This window comes from Leptospira kemamanensis (assembly GCF_004769665.1).
Classification (GTDB): Bacteria; Spirochaetota; Leptospiria; order Leptospirales; family Leptospiraceae; genus Leptospira_A; species Leptospira_A kemamanensis.
In genome coordinates, this window is the sequence record NZ_RQGG01000013.1 from 319,091 (window position 1) to 336,129 (window position 17,039).

Genomic DNA, 17,039 nt, shown 5'->3' on the forward strand with positions numbered 1-17,039 from the left:
TCCTTGGTATCCTCAAATTAACCTTTTAGGATGATTCGGACATGAAAATAAAATTAATTCTCCCCATTTTACTACTTAGCATTGGGGTTTTCGCTCAAACTGGTAGCTCAGAAACAGGTTCTACTTCTGCTGGAATCGATCCTTCGCAATCCGGTAAGTCGATGGCAGACACAGAAAAAGAACTGGATGACAATATTTCTGAAGTGAACAAACGCCTTCGTCTTCACACAGTTTTATTTAAAATGAAAGTGCGAACTCTTCCGCATAAAACGGTTCTCTACAAAGGAAAACCAAGTGCAGATGGAGAACGTTGTGAAGCCGCTGATAAACAAGAAGCACAAGATAACACTTGTTTGCATTTGGAAGTGTTTGATTTCGTAGGAAGTGAAGATGGAAAGTCTTCCAAAAACTTAGGTGCGAAATTCAAAAAAATGGAACTTTTCTATGAAGGTGCCAACAATGCAGATCCAGATCCAAGAAAAGAACAACCACGTAACCTAACTAAGGTGAGAACTTATATCTACCAAAACAACTTTTTGTTAGAAGATAAGATCATTTCCGTAATTGCGGATGTGGCTCCAAATGGTGAAGCTGCACACAACGATAAAATTGAATTGTTTTACCAACATGATGATTACCCAATATGGGGAACTCCTGAAACTCCTTCTGAAAAAGGTGTTGGAAAATACATTTTAGCGAATGTGGAAAACACTAAGTCCAACCCTATTCGTAATAATTTCAAAAAACAATTCTACTTCAAAAACTTAGATTATTTTGATAAATTATTCACAAAAATCTTTGATTATAATGATCGTGATTCAAACAAACATTATAAGAAAAACGTAGAAGCATTGAAAGGTTCTTTGAAATACTAAGAACATACAGGTTCTTAATTGAATCGCGTAAAACAATGTCCGAATTGTTCCACAATGTTGAGGTTCCCTGTCACCCAGGGAACCATTTTGGTTCAATGTCCAGTTTGCTCTCACCGTTTTACTTTTGATCCTGAAATTGAATTAGAAAATAATTTCAGTGCAAGTGAAGTAGAGATCCCCTCCTTTCAATTCAAACCTTCCATTCAAAATTATAAAGATCTTTTCCTGGATCTGCTTTATGCACCAATTGATTATTTAAAATCCAAACAAGGGAATCGCAAAAAAGAAATCCCTTGGATCCCAATTCTTTTGTTTTCGATTTTGATGCTCTATGTATGGAAATGGTCGAGTGTCAAGGAAACTACTTTAATTCCTTCGTACCAAATTCCTTCACAGGAAGAAGAACCTAACCAAGAAGGAACTCCTTTTGAATTCACAAATCCTGAAGATGGCTCTCCTTACGAAAACCCAGAAGAAAACACGACTCCCAATCCACCGAAATCACCAGGTTTCGAGATTTAAGTTTTGAATTGGATTGTCATTGAAACTTCGGAAATCAATTCCGAAACATCGGTGTTAGTTACCGGCCCTCGCCATGAACATATCAAAAATATCTTGAAAAAAAAGGAAGGTGACCTCGTCCAAGTGGTCATTCCGAATGTCGGGAATTTTCGTTTCCAAGTGATTCGTTTAGCTGAAAACGAAACTGTCTTAAAAGAAGTAGAGGTTCTTCCTCGAGAACTCAGTCCCCTTTCGATTGAATGTTTTTTTTCCTTACCTAGGCCACAAACGACAAAGAAGATTCTTCACCTAGCAGGCGCATATGGAATTGAATCAGTATTCTTTTTTGCTACCGAAACAAAAAACAAAGAGTATTGGACCTCACCTGTGTATACCAAAGAAGGGAGCGATTTGCTTTTTACCGGTATGAGCCAAACAGGAAATTGCCAAATGCCAAAAGTGCATATGGGTAAGAATGAGAACTGGAAAACGTTTTTAGAGTCTTACACAGGTACTGTGCAAATACTAGACCGTGTGGGAACAAATGAGATTGAGATACTCCGAGAACAAGGTAATGCGACAAACCAACAACTTTTTGTTTTTGGTCCCGAATCGGGATGGAAAGAATCAGACTGGGAGTTTTTTGAACGATTGTCCCTAAATACAGTGAGTTTAGGAAATATCAATCTTCGAACGGAATTTGCTTTCTCTTCTCTTCTTTATTTCTTGTTTAAAAACTAATACCACCGGAAACAAGGAAACGAACTTCATCTATGCTTAAGAAAGTTTTTTCACTCGAATCCAAATAATATTTTCTATAGTTTTGAAGCCTGAGAACAATGGGACCAAATGCCTTCGAGATTTCGGCAGCAGCTTGGGTGTTGTTATCTAACTCAAATGCTTTGCCTTGGGAATCAAAACCTTTTTTGGTGTAATAAAAAGACATGAGAAAGGAAGAGCCTAAAGGAATATAAGCGGCAGCAAACACACGTTTGTTTCCCTTAATCCCATAATCTTCTACAGCAAACTCAAAACCCAAATGATAAAAATTCACATAAATCGTATGATAATATCCCGTGACTTTGGCATTGGATTGGTTATCCAAATACTCATACTTAGGTCGAATCGGTGCAGAAACAGGAAATTTCTGAAACCGTTCTACTTCGTAAAAACTATCAAAGTACATAGGAGCATAATTGGCTGTCATTTGGCGAAATTCAGGTTTCAGGATGATATTTAGGTCTTTTGTTCCTAAACGAAAAATACTTCCATAGTGAGCACCTTGTGCGCCGTCCAGTCCTTTGATTTTATTAAAATCCACATAAGGAGTGAATTCAACAAAAGGAAGGTTTAACAATCGGTATTCGATATCCATCCCTTCAATGGATGCTCGAGTCACTTCAGTGGTTTTCGGATTGTCTAATTTTTTTTCAGTAACAGGAGAACCATTGGTATTATACGACATTTGTACGGGAGCTTGTCTGTCCCAAGCTTGTGTATACCCAATCGTCAAACGATTGTACCATGGATCATTGTCGACCAACTCCATCCGAGAATCTTTGCTGATTGGACGGATTTCTTTTTTTCGAAGTTCTTCTGCTTTTTTCTTTTGGATTTCCTCGGAACCAGCTTCTTCTTCTACGCTGAGTCTCCCCGATTCATCTAAAACATTTCCACGCAGATTCATCAAATAAACTAAATCCGCGGATTTATCAAATAAAGAATATAAAGACCTGCCAATCGCCAGTGGTTTGATATAAACCCTCGCCGCATTCACCTCGAAGTTGACGACGGAATTGGAAAAGTATTGAACACCACCGTAATCCGTATTTAAATCTGCCATAACCCCTGGGTTATAGGCATCAAAGCGCGAGGAACTCTGGTATTTGTTTACGATTGTTCCGTGACCAATATAACCATCTACCATCTTACCTGTGTAAGCAGAATAGGTTACCTTTCCCGGAACTTGTTGGTTGTAAGTTCCATAAGAGATATAATTTAATACACGAGCATAATCATTGCGGCTATTATAATCCATCTCACGGATTTTACCCGCCTTACTTTCTAATTGAATGGGTTCTTTGTCTACGGCGAGTACATTGATAGGAAGGGAAAAAGAATACCCAAATTGGCTCCCATGGTTGTAGGTGAAATTTGGGGAAATGTATCCATAATAGTCCTTTTGGAAACTCGAACCACCCGCATCAAACTGCAATGCCGAGGAACGTCTCGATTCTGTGCCAGTGGGAACCCAAACTTGTGCTTGGATACCTGTCACGAGGCTCAAAAAAACAAAAACAAGGCAGATTGCATTACGAGATAGAACCACGATACGTTCATTATCGTATGCTTTTCCCTTGAAAATAAGAAATAATCTTGCATCCAGATTGTTCAATAAAACAGAATTTATTTCTATTTTATTGGATATTTTCTTGACAATTAAGAAAGCATGCGAAAACTAGGCGATACCATCGGGGGAATCTATGCCACGTCAATACAAACCAGAAACCATCGCACTTCACGGAGGCCAAGAGCCAGATCCAACTACCACATCACGTGCAGTACCACTTTACCAAACCACTTCCTATGTTTTTAAAGACACTGACCATGCAGCAAGGTTATTTGGACTCCAAGAGTTTGGAAATATTTACACAAGACTCATGAATCCTACTACTGACGTTTTGGAAAAACGTGTGGCGGCCCTGGAAGGTGGAGTCGCAGCTCTTGCTACAGCGTCTGGTCAAAGTGCTGAAATGTTAGCCCTTCTCAATATTGTAGAAGCAGGACAAGAAATCGTCGCTTCTTCTTCGTTATACGGTGGAACTTACAACTTACTCCATTACACATTCCCAAAATTAGGAATTAAAGTTCATTTTGTTGATTCTTCTAATCCTGAAAACTTCAGAAAAGCATCTAACGATAAAACTCGTGCTTTTTACGCAGAAACTTTAGGAAATCCAAAACTGGATACTCTTGATATCGCAACAGTCAGTAAGGTAGCAAAAGAAGTGGGTGTTCCACTCGTCATTGATAACACAATGCCTTCTCCTTACTTAGTAAATCCATTGAAACATGGTGCTGATATTGTTGTTCATTCCTTAACTAAATTTTTAGGAGGCCATGGAACTTCGATTGGTGGTATCATCATTGATGGAGGAAGTTTCAATTGGGGGAATGGAAAATTCAAAAATTTTACGGAACCAGATCCTTCTTACCATGGTTTAAAATTCTGGGATGTCTTTGGAAAATTTGAACCATTTGGTGGTGTGAACATTGCGTTTATCTTAAAGGCACGAGTGCAAGGTTTACGGGATTTAGGTCCTGCTATTTCTCCTTTCAATGCTTGGCAAATTTTACAAGGAGTGGAAACTCTCCCTCTTCGTATGGAACGCCATTCTCACAATGCGCTGAAAGTTGCTGAATTTTTACAAAAACACCCAAAAGTAGAATGGGTAAATTACCCAGGCCTATCTTCTGATAAAAATTATGCGACAGCGAAAAAATACCACGAACGTGGACTATTTGGTGCGATTGTAGGTTTTGAGATCAAAGGTGGGGTGGAAAAAGCTAAAAAATTCATCGATGGACTCGAACTCTTTAGTTTACTCGCTAACATCGGTGATGCGAAATCTTTAGCGATTCATCCAGCGTCAACGACTCACCAACAATTAACGAGTGAGGAACAAATCTCTGCTGGTGTAACTCCTGGATTTGTCCGTTTGAGTGTAGGACTCGAAAACCTAGACGACATTCTTGTAGACTTAGAAGAGGCTTTAAAAAATATCTGATTAAGACTATGCCTACCTCCGAAACAAATGAATTTTTTCACGGATCCGTAGGTGTCGTACAAACAAATCTGTTAACGTTTGACTCGTTAACCCTTGAGGGGGGTGAAACCATCACTCCTCTCGAGATTGCTTATGAAACATACGGCACTCTCAATGAAAAAAAAGACAATGCAATCTTAGTTTGCCATGCTTTATCAGGGGATGCACATGCCGCAGGTTTCCATGATGGCGACAAACGACCTGGTTGGTGGGACTATTACATTGGACCTGGCAAGGCCTTTGATACCAACAGGTATTTTATCATCTCATCAAATGTGATTGGGGGTTGCAAAGGATCTAGTGGTCCATTAAGCCTCAATGGAAAAACGGGGAAACCGTTTCAATCCACATTTCCTTTTGTGTCCATTGGCGATATGGTCAATGCACAAGAAAAATTAGTTCGTCATTTTGGGATTCATAAATTATTTGCAGTTGCTGGCGGTTCCATGGGTGGAATGCAAGCCTTACAGTGGTCAGTTGCTTATCCTGATCGATTGAAAAACTGTATCGTCATGGCATCTTCCTCCGAACACTCTGCCCAACAAATTGCCTTCAATGAAGTGGGAAGACAAGCGATCCTTTCCGATCCCAATTGGAACCAAGGTTTGTATACACAAGACAAACGTCCTTCCAAAGGTTTGGCACTTGCTCGTATGATGGGTCACATCACCTATCTCAGTGATGAGATGATGCGAGAAAAATTTGGTCGTAAACCTCCCAAAGGAAATATCCAATCCACTGACTTTGCAGTAGGAAGTTATTTAATTTACCAAGGTGAATCTTTTGTAGATCGATTTGATGCTAATTCCTATATTTATGTTACAAAAGCCCTAGATCATTTCAGTTTAGGTACGGGAAAAGAACTGACGAAAGTTCTATCCAAAGTTAGGTGCCGTTTTCTTGTCATTGCCTATACTTCGGACTGGTTGTATCCTCCTTATCAATCAGAAGAAATTGTAAAATCTTTGGAAGTCAATGCAGTTCCAGTGAGTTTCATTGAACTCAATAATCCTGCGGGGCATGATAGTTTTTTGTTACCGAGTGAAGAACAAGACTCGATCTTACGTGATTTTTTAAGTGCCACGGATGAAGGAGGTTTCTTTTGAACATTCATACCAATGAAGCACTTGGTTTGGACTTAAAAAATAGACCAGACATATCATACATTGCCAATCTGATCAAACCAGGGGAACGGGTTTTAGATTTAGGTTGTGGTTACGGCGAACTCATGTTAATTTTAAAAAACAAAGGAGTTCGAGTCCAAGGAATTGAGAAGGATGATAAATGTATCATTCAATGTGTCAAAAAAAGTTTATATGTCCACCATGGAGATATAGACGATGGTTTAAAACACCACTTAGATCATAGTTTTGATTTTGTAATCTTAAACCAAACCATCCAACAGACCTTAAACCCAGGGGAAATCATTAAAGAATGTTTACGAATTGGAAAACAAGTCATCATCGTGTTTCCCAATTTTTCCCATTGGCAAATCAGAACTTCTATTTTACTCAGTGGAAAAACTCCAGTGACTGATCTTATGCCATTCCATTGGTATGATACACCAAACTTACATTACCTATCTGGAAAAGATTTTGAGGATTTCTGTGAGTTTGAACGAATTAAAATCCTCCATAGAGCATTTTTCAATCGCACTAGACAAATCAAATTATTCCCCAATTTATTTGCCACACTCGCCTTGTTTGTCATTCGAGCATAAATTTTTAGTTTCACGTTTCGAATCACATAACACCGATTTTATCTACTTCATCTTGCATTGATGAAAATTTTTTTTTCAAAAAGTTCATGGTAATGAAAAAACCCGGCAATCACTCCGGGTTTCTTAGCTGTACGGCGATCATTAGGATCATTTAGAGTATCGTTCTGTTTCCAAAATCCTTTAGGAGAATCCATAAATTTCAGAATAGAATTTATAAAAAATGAATCTCGATTCAAAATGGGAAAAAAAGAAATTTTGGATTAAATCAAATACTCAAATAAATTTTCATCTTGGTTAATTAAAGTAAAATTCAGATGAAATTCTCTCATTCGATCCAAAAGACATTGAAAGTCATCTTTTGATTTGAGTTCGATTCCAATGAGAGCGGGTCCAGATTCTTTGTTATTTTTTTGGATGAATTCAAAGCGTACGATGTCATCGTTAGGTCCTAAAATTTCATTCAAAAATTGTTTGAGTGCTCCTGGTTTTTGCGCAAAACGAACGATGAAATATTGTTTCAGACCTTCATATAGTAAAGATCGTTCTTTGATCTCTTGCATACGATCTATATCGTTATTTCCACCACTTAAAATACAAACGACTGTTTTGCCTCGAATTTGATCTTTGTAATCATCTAATGCAGTGATACTAAGAGAACCTGCAGGTTCACTGACAATCGCATCTAAATTATATAAATTTAAAATGGTTGTACATACCTTTCCTTCAGGAACAAGGCGTAAATCATCTAACACGGATTGACAAACCGGAAAGGTGAGATCCCCTACTTTTTTTACAGCTGCCCCATCCACAAATTTTTCAATTTTATCGAGGACAACAGGTTTTCCATGATTGAGAGCCTCTTTCATGGAAGGTGCACCAAAGGGTTCTGCTCCAATGATTTTAGTCTTTGGGGAATGATTTTTAAAATAGGTACCAACTCCTGCGCATAATCCACCTCCACCAATTGGTAGAAATAGGTAATCAATCCCACTTAAGTCTAATAAAATTTCTTTTCCAACGGTTCCTTGCCCTTCCATAATTTTTGGATGATCAAATGGAGGAATAAACGACATGTGATTTTCTTTTGCAAAAAGAATCGCTTCCTTTTGGCATTCATCAAAGGTATCACCAACTAATTTGATTTCGATGAATTCACCACCAAACATGCGTACTTGATTGATTTTCTGTTTGGGAGTCACTTCTGGCATATAAATCACACCAAAAATTTGGAGTAATTGACAAGAATAGGCAACCCCTTGTGCATGATTGCCTGCACTTGCACAAACAACGCCCCTTTTTCTTTCGTCCAAAGTCAAACTTTGGATCATATTGTAAGCTCCTCTAATTTTATAAGAGCGAACTACTTGTAAGTCTTCCCGTTTGAAGTAAATGTTAGCTCCATAGACAGAAGAGAGGCGTGTATGGTATTGTAATGGGGTATGATGGATGATGGGTTTTAGAATTTCGTAAGCGGAATCAATCTCTAACTGCATGTGAAGAACTTTGAACCACTCATTTGTTTTGTTGGAATTAAAAAAAAGAAAATCGAGAAACCAAAGCCGGGGCCCCAACCACCCTGCCCGGGACTTTGGTTTCTCTTATCCTATTACTGGAGCAATCTCATCACTGACTGAGACTTCATGTTTGCTTGCGCAAGCATTGATGTAGCAGCCTGAGTTAAGATTTGGTATCTCGTGAAGCTGGTCATTTGTTCAGCCATGTCAGTATCACGGATACGAGACTCAGAAGCTTGTGTATTTTCATAAGCATTCATAAGTCCTTTCGCAGCATGCTCCATACGGTTGTAATAAGCACCAAGGTCAGCTCTTTGTTTAGAGATCACTCTTAGGGCATCATCACAAAGTCCGATTACGGAGTTTGCTTTACCTGCAGTCGAAAGAGAAATGAAAGTAAGAACCGTAGGGTTTCTTAATCCCAATGCCGCAGTGTTCATTGTTTCAATGTACACGCGCTCTCTTTGGTGCATGTTAGCTCCAATATGGAACCACATACTAGCAGTTGGGTTGAGTCGAGCAAAAGCTCCTGTAAGCAGTTTCATTTTGTTGAATTCTGCTTGAGAAGCAATACGATCGATCTCGTCCACTAGCTGTGAAACCTCGACTTGGATCTGTTGTCTATCTTCTTCCGAGTAGATACCGTTCGCAGCTTGCACCGCGAGTACACGAACACGTTGAACGATTTCGTGTGTTTCTTGAAGATATCCTTCCGCCGTTTGAATGAGGGACATACCATCTTCAGTATTCTGTTCTGCACGTCGAAGACCAGCAATCTGAGTTCTCATTTTCTCAGACACTGCAAGTCCAGATGCGTCATCTCCGGCTTTGTTAATCCGCATACCAGAAGACAACTTTTCGATATCTTTGCTCAGGTTCGCGTCGTTAGACTTCAAAGTTCTGTGTGCAAAGATCGCACTTACGTTGTGGTTGATAATCATCCGGGTTCCTCCTTGAATCCGTTCTCTCACCGCTCAAGGTTTTCACCTTGAACCCAAGAAATTGATGAATTTTCGAAGAGGCCATCCTTGGCCTTTTCAAGATAAGGATCGGTCATTCTGGGAGGGAGGATAATAGGGAAAATGAAATAAAATTTGAATAAAAACAGAACTTCCCCTTTTCTAAAATATGTCCTAGGAATTCTATGGAATTGGATTCCAAGAAAAGGCAGGCTTTTTCCCGTGTTAGAGACAATTTATTTAGCGAACCCCCGAGGATTTTGTGCTGGAGTGAAATATGCGATCTCCTATGTCGAAACGGCATTTCAGGAAAACCCAGATTCACCTCTTTATGTTCGAAAAGAAATCGTTCATAACCAAAGAGTGGTCGAGGAAATGAAAAAAAAGGGAATCCGATTCATCAGCGAACTGAATGAAGTACCAGATGGAGCAACTGTTGTGTTTTCAGCCCATGGAGTGTCCCCAGAAGTGGTAAAAGAAGCAACGGAACGTAAAATGAAAATTGGGGATGCCACTTGCCCCCTTGTCAACCGGGTCCATAAAAAAGCCCGCAATATCAAAGATACCCACCAAATCATCTACATTGGCCACAAAGGTCATGACGAAGCCATTGGAACCATGGGCGAAGCGGAAATGTATTTGGTAGAATCTCCTGAGGATGTGGAAACCTTACAAAATAAAATCAATCAGGACAAACCATTAACGTATTTGATGCAAACTACTCTCTCTGTAGCGGATACCAAAAACATCGTCAAAAAAATCGAAGAGGTATTTCCTCACGTAGAACACCCGCAAAAAGATGACATTTGTTATGCGACCACGGAAAGACAAGATGCCGTACAAAAAATGTTAGAATCTGTAGATGCCATGTTAGTCATTGGTGCTGAAAACTCATCCAATTCGGTTCGCCTTTGTCAATTAGCAAAGAAAACAAGACCTGCCAGTTTCCAAATTTCCAAAAAAGAAGATGTAAATCCAGATCATATCATCAGTTCCAATATCAAAATTTTAGGAATTACGGCAGGTGCTTCCAGCCCACAAGTTTTGGTGGATGAAATTGTAGAAGAAATCCTAAAACACTTTCCCAAGGCAACTGTATCTTTGTTTCCGGAAAGTCGCGAAGATACAATGAGTTTCAAACTTCCGAAAGAATTACTAAAGCAGTATTAGTATGATTTTAGATCCCCTGTCCTTGTTTCAAGCTTCCCTGGAAGGAAATGACTCAGGGACAGCGATTCTAATGATCGATTCACAAACAAAATCCTACGAGATTTTGTTACAAAACTCAATCTATACCGAACTTGCAAAAGAATTTGATAGCCGTTTTTTTTTAAAAAACAAAATCAAAACAAATGACTTTAACACTGAAATCATCTACAAAGTAGATGGTAAAATTTTAGAAACTTCCTTCGGACATTTTGATTACACAAAGGGAATTCCAGGAAAACAATATACAAAGTTTTTTGTAAAAGACATCACCATCAAACAAAAACAAGAAGAAGAAATTGCCTGGCGCCTTCGATTTGAATTAGGTGTTGCCTCCTCCATCCAAATCCTCATCCAAAAACCATCCATCAGAGAGAGTTTACCACAAGCACTCTACCAACTTCTTTATTTCACAGAAATGGATTCGATATTTTTCTTAAAACATATGGAAACCACAGAAACAGATATTGAAAACTTTGAAATTTGGGTGAACGAACGTAAATCAACAGATTTCCCTTTATTACCCACAAAATTTCAAAATTTAAATTGGAACAGGGAAGGAATCAACCGGTGGATTCATAAATTAAAGAATGGAAAACTCATTTATTTACAAAAAGAAAAAGCCCTTCCCAAAGAGAAATGGTATTTTGAAGAATCCAAAGTGGAAACCTTGTTATGGATTCCCGTACATTTTGAAAATCAATTCTTAGGCATTATGGGATTTCAAAAACACACTCCCAATTTTGTCATCCATCATGAAAACTTACTCATCTTCCAAACAGTCAGCCGCTGGATGGGTTTATTTGTACAAAGAGACAAAGACTTAACTGAATTAAATCGTTATAAATCGAGTTTGGAGTCCCTTGTCTTAGAACGAACGTTAGACCTCAGTCGTACCAAAGAAGAATTGGAACGTGCCTACAAAGCGAAAACAGAATTCTTAGCTCATGTAAGCCACGAACTACGTACTCCACTCAATTCTATCATTGGATTTTCCAAACTCATCCAATTACCAGAAGCAGATGAAACGGGAAAAGAATATTTAAATTATATTTATTCGGGTGGTACACGACTGCTAAAAATGATCAATGAAATCTTACATTTGATGAAAATAGAATCGGGGCAAATCGAATTAAAAATCGCGGAATTCAAACCAGAAGAGATTTGTAGGCAGGCATTGGAACTCATTAAACCCCAAGCCGATGCTAAACGAATGGAAATTCGTTTTTATCCACCCATCCAATCAAAATCTCTGGTTTCAGACAGTGGAAAAATCCAACAAATCCTTTTGAATTTATTATCTAACGCGATCAAATATGCGAATCATTCCTTCGTTGAATTCCATTGCGAATGGAATGATTCTAATCTTTTATTCAAGGTCAAAGATTTTGGTCCGGGCATTCCTAAAGAAGATCAGAATCGCATCTTTCACAGTTTTACAAGGCTCTATGACGACGGTCAAATCGAAGGAACAGGACTCGGTTTATCCATTTCACAAGGTTTGGCAGAAAAACTGGGTGGGAAAATTGAACTCACCTCCCTTGTCGGCGAAGGATCCACATTTACTCTCATAATCCCTGAAAATAGAAAATAAAGGTATTGAACCAATTGGAATTTAGGAATAGAATTTCCGATATTCTATATGGTGGAACCAAACGAACTAAATCTAATATCTGTTTCCAAAACAGAACGTCTTCGACGACCCAATGAACCAATCCTTATCATTGAAGATAAAAAAGAAAACCAAGTTCTCTTAGAAGGAATTTGCAAACGGATCGGTGTGGTTTCGGAAGTAGCTGAAAATGGAGACATCGCCTTAAAAATGGCGAAACAAAAACATTATAGTTTGTTTTTGGTGGATCTGATGATGCCAGTGATGGATGGCAAAACCTTCATCGCCGAACATAATAAACTCGAACCAAATGCAGTGTATATCGTTCAAACAGCGATTGATCAAACAGAAGAAATCATAGAAGTGATGAAATTGGGTGTTTATGATTATCTAATCAAACCTCTTCATGTAGAAATTGTATCTGATCGTTTGGAAAAGGCATTAGAATACGTCTACTTAAAGAGAATGGAAGCACTTCTCATTGATGAAGAGAAAAAAGAACTCAAAAGCCAATTGGAATGGCTCAACTACAAAGAGTCTCACAGAAAAACAACGGAAGTCAATGCTGAACTCAATTCCATTTTGAATTTAAAAACCACAATGATGCAAGGCTCAGGTCTTGGCGCCATGACAACTCTCATCGATACGATTGATAAAATCAAAAAAGAGGAAAACGGAAATTATCTCATTCAAAAAGAATACTGGGATTTACTCGCTGAAAACCAAGACCACAACATAACAATGTTAAAAGGTCTAGATTTAGCAGTGGAAATCATCCAATCCAAATTCACTTTAAAAAAAGTATCTAGCGACATTCTATTGTCACTTTTACCCGATATCACAAAGGAATTTCACAAGGAATTGAATGACAAACAGATCAAAGTCAATTTACCAGTTGTGAAACAAATGGTGACTTTGGAGATGGATATCGAATCCATTAAAATCATTCTCTTTGAAATTTTTACGAATGGTTTAAAGTATTCCAAACAAAACTCTAATTTTGATATTTTTGTTACCTTTGTAGATGGTTATTTTTGTTTGTCTGCCAAAAACAATGTGATTGAAGACGATTATGCAAAACAACTACTCCATGCCGAAAAAAAATTAGTAGAACCTTTTTACCGCATTCATCCCCCAGTAGAAAGTTTTTACCACAAAGAAAAATTTAGTTTAGGTCTTGGACTTACGATGGTTGATTTTATCTTACAAAAACACAATGGAATGTTTTTTATCCGAAATGCCATCGACCATACAACGGAAACAAAGGCAAATTGTGTGATCGCCGAAATCTTTCTCCCAATTCAAACATAAAAGGAAATCAAATGAATAGAAAAATCTTAATTATCGATGATTCAGCCGTGTTCCGAAAAATCATTTCTGTCCATCTTAAAAATGCAAACTTTGATTTGATCGAAGCAGGTGATGGACTTGAAGGCTTAAAACAATTAGAAGCCAATGCCGTTGATCTAATTGTTTCCGACATGAATATGCCGAATATGGATGGAATTAGTTTTATTAAAAAAGTAAAAGAAAATTCTAAATTTAAATTCACTCCGATCATCATGTTAACCACAGAATCACAACCAGAAAAAAAACAGCAAGGGATGGATGCAGGTGCGAAAGCATGGTTAACCAAACCATTTTCCCCTGAAGAACTTTTGGATACAATCACCAAGTTATTACCTTAGTTATGGAACCAAACCAAACCATTCAAAATACAAATAGCGAAACTGAAATTGTTTGGTCAGGTTACCTTACTGTACCTTTCATCAAGGAATGGTATGAATTGACAAAACAATGGGAAAACAACAAAGTCAAAAAGATAAAATTAAACTTAAATGACATCGAAAGGATCGACTCATCAGGGATCCAACTTCTTCTTTTTCTTAAAAAAAGAAGTTTACAAAACCATCAAAGTTTAGAACTCCTAAACCACTCTCTCGCTGTTCTCAAAAGTTTTGATTTGCTTGGACTCGTATCTTACTTTGGGGATCGTATCAAAGTGAAAAAGGAACATTCAAATGAAGTCGAATTCCGATATGGAACAAGGAAAGTCTCCTGATGGATTTATCGGAAGTCATAGACGCCTACCTTGTCGAATCGGAAGAGCTCTTACGAGACATGGAATCCATTTTACTTCGTACAGAATCTTCCCTTCCCTCGGATGATGATCTCAATGCCATCTTTCGAGCAGTCCATACCATTAAAGGTACGGCTGGGATGTTTGGCTTTGATGCCACAGTTTCTTTTACACATGTAGTTGAAAATCTTTTAGACGAATTACGTTCTCATACCATTCCGTTCCAAACCTCTCTCACCGAACTACTGTTAAAAGCAAAAGACCATTTGAATTTTTTAGTAGCAGAAGAAACCAAAGGAAAAATCCCTTCTGAAAAAATTGTTTTGGGTCAAACCATCCTCGATGCGATGAAACCTTACTTACACGGAAACGAAAGTAAAGAAAACAAATCCTTCCCAAAATTTTTGGAAACAGAGAATCAGTCCCAAGCAAAAGCAGAATCGAAAAGCGTAGACCTGAATAACAATGACGCACATGACGAAACAGGATTTCCAAATTATCTTATATCGTTTCGCCCAAATTTAAATGTATTTTCCCATGGACTTGACCCCATCTCCTTCATTGGTTATTTAAAAAAAATAGGTACCATTGTTTCTTTAAAAACAATCGAACAATTTTTACCAGATGCAAACGAGTTTGATCCCGAAAACTGTTATTTAGGATTTGAAATCCAATTCCAATCCGAGAAGGATTTGGATACAGTCAGCAAAGTATTTAACTTCATCGAACAAGATAGTTTTTTGCAGATTTACCCACCTGGTTTTCAAACGGCAGACCTCGTTGATTTAGCAAACCAACTTCCAGAAGAAGAAATTTATTTAGGGAATGTTTGGAAAGAAATCCAAGTGTTGGATGAAAACGGTTTTTTGGTGTATTTAGAAGAAATCAAAGCAAGAAAAACCGGATTTTCCTCCCAAACAACTGGATCCCTCACTTCTCCAACTCTAACACCTTCTCAAACATCACATCCTACACTAGAGATAGCGAATGGAGAAAATGATTCGAAACAAACGCAGAATCTTTCCGATCCCAACAAGGAAACCACTAAATCCATCACCATCAAAGTGGATTCCAAACGAATTGACAATCTCATCAATCGTGTAGGAGAACTAGTTGTTTCTTGTGCCAATATGAACCAATTGATTGGTGATACCGAAGATTCCAACTTACAAGAATCCTCATTGCTTGTGATGCGACTTCTGAATGAAGTGAGAGAAATTTCCTTAAAACTACGAATGGTTCCCATCGGTGAAAGTTTTCAAAAGTATTCTAGAATTGTCCGAGACTTAGGAAAAGATTTACAAAAAGACATTCGACTCATCACGGAAGGGGATGAAACAGAACTGGATCGTAACATTGTCGAAAAATTAAGTGATCCCCTCACCCACCTTGTCCGCAATGCCTGTGACCACGGATTGGAATCTCCTGAAGTTCGGATCCAAAATGGAAAACCAAAACAAGGTACCATCAAACTGAATGCCTATCATGAAGCTGGTAGTGTTGTCATCGAAGTTTCAGATGATGGAAACGGAATTTCAAAAGAGAAAGTATGGAATAAGGGAGTGGAAAGAGGTTTGGTAACTGGACCTATCCCTGATTCCGAAGAAGAAATTTATAAACTCCTCTTCCAACCAGGTTTTTCCACGGCATCCCATGTCACCAATGTTTCCGGTAGAGGGGTTGGACTGGATGTTGTGTATAAGAATATTGAAGCCCTTCGCGGTTCCATCACAGTGAGATCTACACAGGGAAAAGGAAGTCGTTTCATTTTACGATTGCCTCTGACTCTTGCCATCATTGAAGGTTTCCTTGTAGCCGTTGGAAAAAGTCATTTCATCATCCCTATGGAAATGGTTTTAGAATGTTTACATTTTTCAGATGACCATAAAACAGATCACAATCAATTTTTTGCACTTCGAGGGAATTTGATTCCATTCCTTCGACTGAGGGATTATTATCATTGTGAAACTAGTGCAATAGAAACCAGGGAAAACATTGTGATCGTTCGCAATGGAGATAAAAAAGCAGGAATCGTTGTTGAGAAATTGTTAGGTGAATACCAAACCGTGATTAAGCCAATGGGTTCGGTATTCCGTCATGTAAAAGGTGTTAGCGGATCCAGTATCCTTGGGGATGGAAATGTGGCACTAATAATTGATGTTCCCTCTTTATTTGAGAGAACAATTAGCATCGAAAATCAGAAATTAGTAAGTCGTAGAGGTTGATATGAAGTCAGTGAATACAAACACAAAACTAGTCGGATATTTTTTAATCGGATTTTTGTTCACAATCTGGGTCAGTGTTTATCACTCCGGATTGTTTGACAAAAAAGAATCCATCCCTTTGAATGTAGAAGAACGGACAAAGAAACTTGATTCCATATCTCATTTGTTAAAGTCGAGTATGTCGATCCAGGAAGCGGTTTCGGCCATTACTCATACCAATGGTTCAGATGAAACCTTAGTCGCAAAAACAAAGTATGATATAGATAAACTCAACCAATCCTATGAGCAGATTTCCAAAATCTTTACAAAAGAAGATGAAATATCAAAATTCTATGTTGTCACAAAAGAAAAAGATAGTTACTTAGAAACAGTTTCCAACCAAATCAATTCCCTTGAGAGAGATAAAAAAGGAAAACAACCATCTGCCATTCTTCCAGAAATTTCAACAAAATGGAAAAACTACTCAAGTCACTTGGAAGACTTTCAAAAACAAATTTTCCTCTCGAGCTTAAATGAAATC

The 17,039-nt window shown here is 38.1% G+C and carries 15 protein-coding genes; 12 read left to right on the forward strand and 3 right to left on the reverse strand.

Annotation, left to right across the window (positions count from 1 at the left end):
• The first annotated feature begins 41 nt into the window (after nt 1-41).
• The 3 genes from fcpB to EHQ59_RS06205 all read left to right on the forward strand — a co-directional run bounded on the left by fcpB (nt 42) and on the right by EHQ59_RS06205 (nt 2,117).
• Nucleotides 42-875 (forward strand): flagellar-coiling protein FcpB, encoded by an 834-nt coding sequence (gene fcpB / locus EHQ59_RS06195; RefSeq protein ID WP_135618408.1) that lies wholly within the window; start codon nt 42-44, stop codon nt 873-875.
• Between the two features lie 87 nt (nt 876-962).
• On the forward strand, nt 963-1,397 hold the full coding sequence (locus EHQ59_RS06200) for a hypothetical protein (RefSeq protein ID WP_244245412.1): 435 nt from the start codon (nt 963-965) through the stop codon (nt 1,395-1,397).
• A 3-nt stretch (nt 1,398-1,400) separates the two neighbouring features.
• Entirely contained in the window at nt 1,401-2,117 is a 717-nt protein-coding gene (locus tag EHQ59_RS06205; protein WP_135618410.1) for an RsmE family RNA methyltransferase, read from the forward strand.
• Here EHQ59_RS06205 and EHQ59_RS06210 read toward each other — a convergent pair.
• Nucleotides 2,107-3,684 carry a hypothetical protein gene (locus EHQ59_RS06210; RefSeq protein ID WP_135618492.1) on the reverse strand — a complete coding sequence of 526 codons (1,578 nt, stop codon included), beginning with the start codon at nt 3,682-3,684 and terminating at the stop codon, nt 2,107-2,109. The genes EHQ59_RS06205 and EHQ59_RS06210 overlap by 11 nt on opposite strands.
• A gap of 175 nt (nt 3,685-3,859) precedes the next feature.
• On the opposite strand from EHQ59_RS06210, the gene EHQ59_RS06215 reads away from it, so the two are divergent.
• The 3 genes from EHQ59_RS06215 to metW are packed head-to-tail and all read left to right on the forward strand — an operon-like array spanning nt 3,860 to nt 6,923.
• On the forward strand, nt 3,860-5,164 hold the full coding sequence (locus EHQ59_RS06215) for an O-acetylhomoserine aminocarboxypropyltransferase/cysteine synthase family protein (protein WP_135618411.1): 1,305 nt from the start codon (nt 3,860-3,862) through the stop codon (nt 5,162-5,164).
• Nucleotides 5,165-5,172: 8 nt separating this feature from the next.
• Complete coding sequence (gene metX, locus EHQ59_RS06220; protein ID WP_135618412.1) at nt 5,173-6,309, forward strand: homoserine O-acetyltransferase MetX; 1,137 nt, start codon at nt 5,173-5,175, stop codon at nt 6,307-6,309.
• On the forward strand, nt 6,306-6,923 hold the full coding sequence (gene metW / locus EHQ59_RS06225; RefSeq protein ID WP_135618413.1) for a methionine biosynthesis protein MetW: 618 nt from the start codon (nt 6,306-6,308) through the stop codon (nt 6,921-6,923). The genes metX and metW overlap by 4 nt, the downstream gene beginning before the upstream one ends.
• 260 nt (nt 6,924-7,183) lie before the next feature.
• On the opposite strand, the gene ilvA is transcribed toward metW, so the two are convergent.
• A complete protein-coding gene (ilvA, locus tag EHQ59_RS06230; protein ID WP_135618414.1) occupies nt 7,184-8,416 on the reverse strand; it encodes a threonine ammonia-lyase in 1,233 nt (410 codons plus the stop codon).
• A gap of 113 nt (nt 8,417-8,529) precedes the next feature.
• Entirely contained in the window at nt 8,530-9,378 is an 849-nt protein-coding gene (locus EHQ59_RS06235) for a flagellin N-terminal helical domain-containing protein (RefSeq protein ID WP_002974229.1), read from the reverse strand.
• A 240-nt stretch (nt 9,379-9,618) separates the two neighbouring features.
• On the opposite strand from EHQ59_RS06235, the gene ispH reads away from it, so the two are divergent.
• The 6 genes from ispH to EHQ59_RS06265 are packed head-to-tail and all read left to right on the forward strand — an operon-like array spanning nt 9,619 to nt 16,519.
• Nucleotides 9,619-10,566: a 4-hydroxy-3-methylbut-2-enyl diphosphate reductase gene (gene ispH / locus EHQ59_RS06240; protein ID WP_135618415.1), complete on the forward strand. Its 948-nt coding sequence runs from the start codon at nt 9,619-9,621 to the stop codon at nt 10,564-10,566.
• A 1-nt stretch (nt 10,567) separates the two neighbouring features.
• Nucleotides 10,568-12,196, forward strand: coding sequence for a sensor histidine kinase (locus EHQ59_RS06245; protein ID WP_135618416.1), 1,629 nt, complete (start codon nt 10,568-10,570; stop codon nt 12,194-12,196).
• Nucleotides 12,197-12,244: 48 nt separating this feature from the next.
• Complete coding sequence (locus EHQ59_RS06250; RefSeq protein ID WP_135618417.1) at nt 12,245-13,525, forward strand: response regulator; 1,281 nt, start codon at nt 12,245-12,247, stop codon at nt 13,523-13,525.
• 11 nt (nt 13,526-13,536) lie between these two features.
• Entirely contained in the window at nt 13,537-13,902 is a 366-nt protein-coding gene (locus tag EHQ59_RS06255) for a response regulator (RefSeq protein ID WP_135618418.1), read from the forward strand.
• 2 nt (nt 13,903-13,904) lie between these two features.
• The gene (locus EHQ59_RS06260; protein ID WP_135618419.1) at nt 13,905-14,276 is read left to right on the forward strand and encodes an STAS domain-containing protein; all 372 of its coding nucleotides are present in this window, start codon (nt 13,905-13,907) and stop codon (nt 14,274-14,276) included.
• The gene (locus tag EHQ59_RS06265; RefSeq protein ID WP_135618420.1) at nt 14,276-16,519 is read left to right on the forward strand and encodes a chemotaxis protein CheA; all 2,244 of its coding nucleotides are present in this window, start codon (nt 14,276-14,278) and stop codon (nt 16,517-16,519) included. Before EHQ59_RS06260 ends, EHQ59_RS06265 begins: the two co-directional genes overlap by 1 nt.
• Nucleotides 16,520-17,039: the final 520 nt, after the last annotated feature.